Raw genomic sequence first — 9,118 nt, forward strand, 5'->3', positions numbered from 1 at the left:
CTGCGCAGCAGGCCCCAAAATTATGCGGTCGCTGCGCAACCGAGCGGGAGCAAGCTCCCTCGCCACAAAGAGCGGGCATGCCGCTCGCACAATCTCAGTACGTCACTTGATACCCACGACTGCTCAAGCAATCACCTTGGGCCCGGCGATAGGTCTGCACCACTTCCGGCGCCGGTGGGTAGGTATAGGTGCGCGGGTCGAAACCACTCTGCTGCACCGCCCAGCGATAGCAATCGTAGCCGTCCTGGTTGACCTGCTCGGGCGACTGGCCGTTGGCCGGATAAGCCACCACGTCGAAGCTGTTGCCCTGGGGCTGCGGCTGCGGGTTGGCGACCGGCGCCTCGACCACAACGTAATCCCGGGTGTTGGCTTCATAAATGTAATAGGCCCCCGCAGCGAGGAAGAACAGCGAGCTGCCGATCCAGACCTCACGGGCATAATCGGGCAGGTAACGGGTGCGAATGCCCCGAGGTGGCTGCACCACGACATAACGCGGCCCTTGCGGACGATACCAGTAGCCGCCCGAGTAGAAATAATCCTGGCCGCGATAAGGCACGCGATAATTCCGATCCGGGAAGCGATCGATCACATACCCTGGCCGATATTGCGGCCCCTGCCCCCAACCGTTGCCATGGCCGTCCGGCCGACCGGGCCAGTGCTGATCGGGCCGGTTGTCGTGGCCTGGACGCGGCCCGCCGTTCGGATAGCCGTCGTTGCGCCGTGGAATGTCGCGGTAGTAGCCCGGTCGCGGCTCCTGGGTCTGGGTCACGCTGTCGGGCCGGCCCTGGATCGGCAGGTTGTTGCCGGGTTGCTGTTGCGGCGGGCGGTTGTGTACGTTTGGGTCCTGCGGTGGACGCTCGTAGTGTTGCCCACCTGGGGATTGCGGCTGAACCTCGAACTGCCGGCTGTTATCGCCACGAATGATCTCGTTGCTTTGCGACCGGGGCTGGCCTGAATAACCCGGGCCATTACCGTTGGGGCCGCCACGGTTCTGCTGATCATCCGCCATCCCCTGCGCACTGACACTTGCCCACAACAGACCAACACCTGCCAAACGCCAGATGCGCGACTTCATGAAATTCCTCACAGCGGTTCGGGGCCTGCAAATAAGACTGGAAAAGCCCAGGCCGGTTCTGCGACAGGTTATCAGGCGCGGGGTTTATTTCGCAGGCATAAAAAAGGGAGGCCCGTCGGCCTCCCCTTGAGAATCTAGTCCGTGCGCGACGCTTGTGGCATCGGCTCACCTCACGCCGTCTTCTGGACAGTGTGCAGCTCGGGGGTCTGCCAGTACCGATGGGTACTGCGACCGCAGCCGGCCGGATTGGGCGGGCTGCACTGGACTGTTTGTCCGAGCAGTGATCTTGGTGGTAAGCATAGGCCCGACGCGCCGGCAGATGATTGCTAAGATTGCTTGAATAAACACTACTTGCGCAATTTTTACCCTTGGATGGATAATCTTCCGCAATTAACCGAATAAAGGCCCGCTCAATGAGCAAACTCGACCGTTACGACCTGAGCATCCTGGCGGAATTGCAGCGCGACGCGCGCATCTCGAACCAGGAATTGGCCGAGCGCATCGGCCTGTCGCCCTCCCCCTGCTCGCGGCGGGTCAAGCAACTGGAGGACGACGGCTACATCACACGCCAGGTTGCTCTGCTCGATCGCAAGATGCTCGGCCTGAGCCTGACCGCCTACGTGCTGATCGGCATGGACCGCCACACCCCCGATCGTTTCGAGACCTTCGAAGCTGCGATCCGCAACCTGCCGCAAGTGCTGGAGTGCAGTCTGGTGACCGGCATCGACGCGGACTACCAACTGAAGGTGGTGGTGCCGGACATGGATCATTACCAGAAGCTGCTGCTGGGCCACCTGACCCGGATCGAAGGCGTGACCAGCGTGCGTTCGAGTTTTGTGCTGAACCAGGTGCTCAACAGTACCGAGCTGCCGCTTACCCACCTGCGCAGCTGAGAGCGTCATCGCGAGCAGGCTCGCTCCCACATTGATCCAGGTGGACGCACATTTGCGAAACAGCTGATCCCCCTGTGGGAGCGAGCCTGCTCGCGAAATCGGCAGCCCGGGCGATGCACAGCTGCGACACACCGCCGCAGCCCGATCCTGCGCCCCGCCGCCATGCCGTATACTCGCCCTGCCTTCTCAACCCCGCCCACGCCGGAGTGCACCGATGGATCCTGCTGTTTTCGAAGAGTGGATGATGACCGGACTGGTCAGCATCCTGATCATTTTCATGGGGTTCATCGTCTGGGACCTGGCGAAGAAATCCAAGGCCGGGCGTTTCGGCTCGTTCATTCTGTTTTTCGTGCTTGGCCTCGGCGTGGCGGCGTTCATCATCAAAAGCGTGGTGATCGGCCTGATCGAATCCGGCTCGTTATAAGCGCGCCGGTACTTCTTTCCACTGCCCCTGATCGAGCCCTTCGATCGTCCAGTCACCGATCCTGACCCGCACCAGGCGTAGGGTCGGCAGGCCCACCGCGGCGGTCATGCGCCGTACCTGGCGGTTGCGCCCTTCGCGTATCACCAACTCCAGCCAACTCGTCGGCACGCTTTTGCGAAAGCGCACCGGTGGATTGCGCGGCCATAATTGCGGTTCGTCCAGCTGACGGGCCTCGGCAGGCAGCGTCATGCCGTCGTTCAACTCCACGCCATCGCGCAAGCGCTGCAATTGTTCGCTGCTCGGTTCGCCCTCGACTTGTACCCAGTACGTCTTGGCCAGCTTGTGCTTGGGATCGGCGATGCGCGCCTGCAACTGGCCGTCATTGGTCAGCAACAGCAATCCTTCGCTGTCGCGGTCCAGCCGACCGGCCGGGTAGATGCCCGGTACGTCGATGAAATCCTTGAGCGTGGCGCGCCCTTCGCCGTCGCTGAATTGCGTCAGCACATCAAAAGGCTTGTTGAACAGGATCAGTTTCGCTTCGGCCGGAGGCGCCTTGGCCACACGGCGCGGGGTGGAAGCGGGAGGCTTCGCGCCAGGGCGGCGGGAAGCGGGGCGTGGAAGACGGGGCATGGCGGCAAGAATATCCAACGGTCGAGGCCGACATGCTAGTGGCCCGACCGTTAAATAACCACCGTTCAGCACGGCATCAGCGGAACGGCGGCTCGTCGAAGCTGCGCAGTTTGCGCGAGTGCAACGAGTTGAGTTCGTTGCGCAATAGGTCCAGCGCCGCGATCCCGATCTTGAGGTGCTGATTGACCGCCCGCTCATAAAACGCGTTGGCTGAGCCCGGCAGCTTGATCTCGCTGTGCAGCGGCTTGTCCGAGACGCACAGCAACGTGCCGTACGGCACTCGCAAGCGATAACCCTGGGCGGCAATGGTGCCGCTTTCCATGTCCACCGCCACCGCGCGGGACAGGTTGATCAGCGGACGCTCCTGGGCCCAGCGCAATTCCCAGTTGCGGTCGTCGTAGGTCAGCACGGTGCCGGTGCGCAGGCGTTTTTTCAGCTCGTCGCCTTTTTCGCCGGTGATGTTCGCCGCCGCCTGCTGCAGCGCCAGCTGCACTTCGGCCAGCGCCGGGATCGGGATGTTCGGCGGCACCACGCGGTCGAGGATGCCATCGCGGCGCATATAGGCGTGGGCCAGGACGTAATCGCCGATTGTCTGGGACTGACGCAGGCCGCCGCAGTGGCCGATCATCAGCCAGCAATGCGGACGCAGCACGGCCAGGTGATCGGTGATGTTCTTGGCGTTGGACGGACCCACGCCGATGTTCACCAGGGTCACGCCATGGCCATCGCTGGCTTGCAGGTGGTAGGCCGGCATCTGGTAGCGATGCCAGACCACGCCAGCGGCGATGGCCGAGGCTTCACCGTGATCCATGTTCTTGTCGATGATCACGTTGCCCGGCAGCACCATGCGCACGAAACGCGGATCGCTGCGCAACTGTTCCAGTCCGTGGACGATGAACTGGTCGACATAGCGGTGATAGTTGGTCAGCAGGATCCAGGGCTGCACATGGCGCCAATCGCTGCCGGTGTAATGCACGAGCCGGCGCAGGGAGAAATCCACCCGCGCGGCATCGAACAGCGCCAGGGGCAGCGGGTCGGTGTTTTCCCAATCGTAGAGGCCATCGGCGATGCCGTCGGTGGCGGCCGACAGGTCGGTGCTGGGGAATACCCGCGCCAGCACCGCCGCCGTTACACCGGAACCTGCCAGTTCATCGCCCTGCTCCACCACATATGGGTACGGAATGTTCTGCTCACTGACGCCCACCTCGACGGTGACGGTGAAGTCGTGCATCAGCGGGACGAGCTGTTCGAGCAGGTATTTGCGAAATGCCGCCGGGTGGGTGACGGTGACGCTGTAGGTGCCCGGCAGCTGGACCTTGGCGTAGGCGCGGGTGGTCTGCGGGACTTCGCCATGGCAATGGTAGGTCAGGCGCAGGGCCGGATAGCGGAACAACGCGCGTTGCTCGGCATCGGGCTCGATGCGGTCCTTGAGATAACGCTTGAGCGCCTGGTTCAGCGCGGTGGTCGCACGCTCGTGCAGGGCCGCCAACCGATCCACGGCTTGCTCGGCGGTTTGAACGACAATAAACGCTTCGGTCACGATCAGCTTCCTGTGTTCTGACTTGCAGGCCTTCATCTTGCCTGCATCGTGGGCCGACGGGAACAGTGGCGTATTGGCTATTCGCCGATGGAAAAACCTGTGGGAGCGAGCCTGCTCGCGAAAGCGGCGTGTCAGCCACCATCGATGCTGAATGTACCAATGCCTTCGCCAGCAGGCTCGCTCCCACAGGGGGTATGGGTTGTTTAGAAGCCGTGCGGGGTCGAGCGGGCGGCGATGGCTTCGACATTCAGGTCGCGGGGCAACGCGCCGTAGACCCGGCCAGTGGAACCCAGGCGACTGGCGATGAAGGCATCGCTGACGTCGCTGTTCCCCGCTTCGAGCAGCAGCCTGGCTTGCAGGCCGACGGCGATGTCTTCGGTCAATTGCCGAGCACGATACTGGATGTCATCGGTGTCCTTGAACACTGCGTGCAACCGCTCGATATGGGCCGCCAGGCGTCTGTCCCCATGGCCGTCGCCCAGCTCGTCGAACAGCACTTCCAATACGCCCGGCTCTTTGGACAGAGCGCGCAAGACGTCAAGGCATTGCACATTGCCGGAGCCTTCCCAGGTCGAATTGACCGGTGCCTCGCGGTACAGACGCGGCAGGATGCTGTCTTCGACATAGCCGGCACCGCCCATGCACTCGGCCGCCTCGTTGATCATTGCCGGGGCGCGTTTGCAGATCCAGTACTTGCCCACCGCCGTCACCAGCCGGGCGAATTTGGCTTCATGCTCATCGTTCAAATGATCCAGCGCCCGGCCCATGCGCAAGCTCAGCGCCAACGCAGCTTCGCTTTCCAGGGCCAGGTCGGCGAGTACGTTCTGCATCAGCGGCTGCTCGCTCAGCAACTTGCCGCCGACCTTGCGGTGCGCGCAATGATGACTGGCCTGGGTCAGGGCCTGGCGCATCAGGGCGCTGGAGCCGACCATGCAATCGAAGCGGGTCATGGCGACCATCTCGATGATCGTCGGCACGCCTCGGCCCTCCTCACCCACCATCCACGCCAAGGCGCCGCGGAACTCCACTTCGCTGGATGCATTGGAACAATTGCCCAGCTTGTTTTTCAGCCGCTGGATGTAGAACTGATTGCGCGTGTCGTCCGGGCGATGGCGCGGCAGCAAAAAGCAGGTCAGGCCCTTGTCGGTCTGGGCCAGGGTCAGGAAGGCATCGCACATCGGCGCCGAACAGAACCACTTGTGGCCCACCAGCTCATAGGCCTGGCCCGGGCCGCTGGCGCCTACCGGATAGGCCTTGGTGGTGTTGGCGCGCACATCGGTGCCGCCCTGCTTCTCGGTCATCGCCATACCGAGAGTGACCCCGGCCTTGTGAGCCATGCCGACGTTACGCGGATCGTATTCGGTGGCGAGCACTTTCGGCACCCAGCGCTCGGCCAGGTCCGGTTGCAAGTGCAGGGCCGGCACACTGGCAAAGGTCATGGTCAACGGGCAGCCGGTGCCGGCTTCGGCCTGGCTGTGCAGGTACGTCATCGAGGCGCGGGCGACATGCGCGCCAGGTTGCGGATGGCTCCACGGCAAGCTGGGCAGGCCATGTTCGATGGCGGTGCGCATCAGCTCGTGATAGGCAGGATGAAATTCCACCAGGTCGATACGATGGCCGTAACGGTCGTGACTGGAAAATATCGGCTTGTTCTGGTTGGCCAGGAACCCCGCCGCCATCAACGGCCCGCCGGCCAAGGCACCGTAGGCATCGATCCGCGCCTGCGCCCAACCCGCGCCGAAACGCCGCGACCACTCTTGCAGCGGCAGGTCGATACGGTACAGGTTGGCGCCATCCAGGGAGGGTGGCTGATTGGTGACGTCGTGGGTTTCGGCGAACTGGTGCAGGTTCATGACGGGGCTCCTTGGTCGGCCAGCAGGGCTCAGTTAAGCACCGCCTCTTGGCCGATCAAAGTGGCATATCCGCCTAAATACCGGCGCTTTCACCCTGCTTCGGACAAAGTATCCGTCGTTGCAAAATCGCCTGCAGTGCTTCGAATTTCACCGGTTTGCTCAGGTAATCGATCAGGCTACCCGCAGGGCAATGCGTCTGGTCCACGTTCGGGCTGACCACCAGCACGGGTAGGTCCTCGCAACCTGGCATCGCGCGGATCTGACAGCAGACCGACACGCCATCCGATGGTGTCGACTGGCAATCGAGCAGCACCGCATCAAAACTGTCGCCCTGCAGCAGCTCCAGCGCCGCGCGGCCACTGTCGGCGGTACGTACTCGGTAGCCAAGCTTGAGCAACATTCCGCGCATCACCAGGTGGTCGATGTTGTTGTCGTCGGCCAGCAGCACCGTGCAATCCTGAGGCAAGCGCGCGGCCCGGCGTTCGCCGCCAGGAAACGTTGCCGGGACGGCCACAGGCAATGCGATGTCAAATTCCACGTCCAGCTGGAAGCGGCTGCCGCGCTCCGGCTCCGAGGTATGGGTCAGGCGCCCGCCGAGCAATTCGACCAGTTGCCGGCAGATCGCCAGACCGACGCCGAGGCCGCCATATTCGCGGGTCATCGAGCCGTCGAGCTGGAAGAAACGCTGGTACAGAGTCGCCTCCCCCAGATCGGTAAAGCCGATGCCGGTATCGATCACGGCGAAAGACAGCACCAGGCGATCGAGCTCCGACGTCCGGCCACTGACCCGCAGCGCGATGCCACCGACGCGGGTGAACTTGATGGCATTATCCAGCAGGCATTCCAGGCACTGGGCCAATTTACCGCTGTCACCCAACAAGCGGTCCGCCAGGCCGGGCGCTATATCGACCTTGAAATCCAGGCCCTTGGCCGCCGCGTTGGCGCCAAACTGCACCTGCAAGGCCTCTATCACGCTGCGCAGGCTGAACGGCGCCGGATAGACCTTGAGCTTGCCGGCCTGCAATTCGGTGAGGGTGAGCATGCCGTTGACCATGCGCATCATGTCCCGCGCCGAACCGGCTGCGGTCTGCTGATACTGGCTGAGTTCCTCGTCCATCTCGACGGTTTCCATCAGTTCCAGGCAACCGATCACTCCATTCATCGGCGTGCGCAGCTCATGGGTCAACGTGGCGAGGAATTCATCCTTGAGCTTGTTGCCCTGGGCCAACTGCTGGTTCAGCACTTCGAGTTTCTGCCCGGCGTCGAACAGCGTCTGCGCCTGCTGTTCGCGCATGGCATTGATGCGGTCCGCCAGGGCCAGGGACAACAGCGCCACCTCGATGGCAGAGCCGATCTGGCTGGCGTACATGGTCAGGAAGATGTTCGGCAGGTAACCCAACACCATCATCGTATTGACGACGCCCCCCAGCAGAAACGCCGACCAGGCAATGATGAAGTAACGCGCCACTCGCAGCCCCCGCCACCAGGCGAACAAGCCGGCAGCGAAAATCACCACGGTGAACACCAGGGCCAGCGCCGTCGCCAGGCGCAGCGCCAGCGCATAGCTGGTCATCAACGACAGGCCCACCACCATCGCGCCAAAGGCAATCAGCGCCAGCAGCAATCGGTCGAGCCAGCGGCTGTGCTGGGCGGTTTGCAGGAAACTGCGGGCGAACTGACTGCCAAACACCCCCGCGCAACCGATGAAAAACGGCGTCGCGGCGTTGGCCCACCAAGGGTTGTCCGGCCAGAAATACTCAACCGCGGCGCCGTTGACCGACAATTGATAGAGGCCGAACGAGGCGATATAGAAGATGTAATAGAGGTAACTGGTGTCGCGCACGCTCAGGTAGATGAACAGGTTGTAGACCAGCATCCCCAGCAGTACGCCATAGATGATGCCCAGCACATACAGGCGCACCGGCTGCTGTTCCAGGTACGCGGTGCTCGACCAGAGCGTCAACGGAGCCTGGATCGAGCCCTGGCTTTGCAGGCGCAGATACACGGTCTGGCGTTGATCGGGTTGGAAATCCAGGCTGAACAGGTAATTGTTCTGGCGGACCTCGCGACTGGCGAACGGCAAGGCATCGCCGGTCTGGCGAACCAGCCGATAGACACCCTGGGCATCGGCCAGATACAGGCCCAGGCGGTCCAGCGGCGGATACGCCAGCTCCAGCAGCCAGGTGCGCTGGGAGCCGGGATTGCCCGGGCGGTAGTGCAAGTCGATCTTCAGCCAGAACGCCGAGCGCGAATACCCTGCGTTCAGCGTGGCTTGGTCGTGGGGTTTGAAGCGCCCGGCCGCGGCCTGGGCCAGGACATCCTCGAGGGTGGCCGTGCCGCTGGCGTCCTCGAACACCTGCAAGGCCTGGCCCAAGGGCAGGCTTCGGGTAGATTCATCGAATTCAAGGGCGCTCGCCAAGGGGGACAAGCACAGCAGCAACATCAGCAAATAGCGCATTAAAGCCCCAGCGTGGCCTGTCCGGTTGAGTCAGGAAGCCCCCCATTCCCTGAGTAGACGTAAAACCGGCATTACCTGTTATTGGTTGGATCCATCCGTAGCATAGCCGTTGATGGCCAATTTACACCATTGAAATTTTTCCGACAAAAGGCTCTAGCACGGGCGTCTCAGCGCCAAGCGTTGAGATAGAGCTGTTGCTTTGGTCAGGTTGGTACTGGCGGGCCATTCGTGGGGGGGGGGGGGGG

General features: G+C 62.7%; 7 protein-coding genes. 2 read left to right on the forward strand and 5 right to left on the reverse strand.

Features of this window, described 5'->3' with window-relative positions; translation table 11 throughout:
- Nucleotides 1–94 precede the first annotated feature (94 nt).
- Nucleotides 95–1,075, reverse strand: coding sequence for a DUF6515 family protein (locus ACE04F_RS11765; RefSeq protein WP_486106853.1), 981 nt, complete (start codon nucleotides 1,073–1,075; stop codon nucleotides 95–97).
- Between the two features lie 413 nt (nucleotides 1,076–1,488).
- On the opposite strand from ACE04F_RS11765, the gene ACE04F_RS11770 reads away from it, so the two are divergent.
- Together ACE04F_RS11770 and ACE04F_RS11775 are read left to right on the forward strand one after the other, a co-directional pair.
- A complete protein-coding gene (locus tag ACE04F_RS11770; protein ID WP_305498616.1) occupies nucleotides 1,489–1,968 on the forward strand; it encodes an Lrp/AsnC family transcriptional regulator in 480 nt (159 codons plus the stop codon).
- A gap of 214 nt (nucleotides 1,969–2,182) precedes the next feature.
- Complete coding sequence (locus ACE04F_RS11775; protein WP_305498615.1) at nucleotides 2,183–2,392, forward strand: DUF2788 domain-containing protein; 210 nt, start codon at nucleotides 2,183–2,185, stop codon at nucleotides 2,390–2,392.
- On the opposite strand, the gene ACE04F_RS11780 is transcribed toward ACE04F_RS11775, so the two are convergent.
- The 4 genes from ACE04F_RS11780 to ACE04F_RS11795 all read right to left on the reverse strand — a co-directional run bounded on the left by ACE04F_RS11780 (nucleotide 2,387) and on the right by ACE04F_RS11795 (nucleotide 8,873).
- Complete coding sequence (locus ACE04F_RS11780; RefSeq protein ID WP_486106856.1) at nucleotides 2,387–2,953, reverse strand: pseudouridine synthase; 567 nt, start codon at nucleotides 2,951–2,953, stop codon at nucleotides 2,387–2,389. The two genes, ACE04F_RS11775 and ACE04F_RS11780, sit on opposite strands and share 6 nt — an antisense overlap.
- A gap of 145 nt (nucleotides 2,954–3,098) precedes the next feature.
- Nucleotides 3,099–4,598 carry an AMP nucleosidase gene (gene amn / locus ACE04F_RS11785; RefSeq protein ID WP_305501175.1) on the reverse strand — a complete coding sequence of 500 codons (1,500 nt, stop codon included), beginning with the start codon at nucleotides 4,596–4,598 and terminating at the stop codon, nucleotides 3,099–3,101.
- Between the two features lie 167 nt (nucleotides 4,599–4,765).
- Nucleotides 4,766–6,415, reverse strand: coding sequence for an acyl-CoA dehydrogenase family protein (locus ACE04F_RS11790; protein WP_486106858.1), 1,650 nt, complete (start codon nucleotides 6,413–6,415; stop codon nucleotides 4,766–4,768).
- Between the two features lie 73 nt (nucleotides 6,416–6,488).
- Entirely contained in the window at nucleotides 6,489–8,873 is a 2,385-nt protein-coding gene (locus ACE04F_RS11795; RefSeq protein WP_486106860.1) for a hybrid sensor histidine kinase/response regulator, read from the reverse strand.
- Between the last annotated feature and the right edge of the window lie 245 nt (nucleotides 8,874–9,118).

It is taken from the genome of Pseudomonas sp. AGC41 (assembly GCF_057334555.1).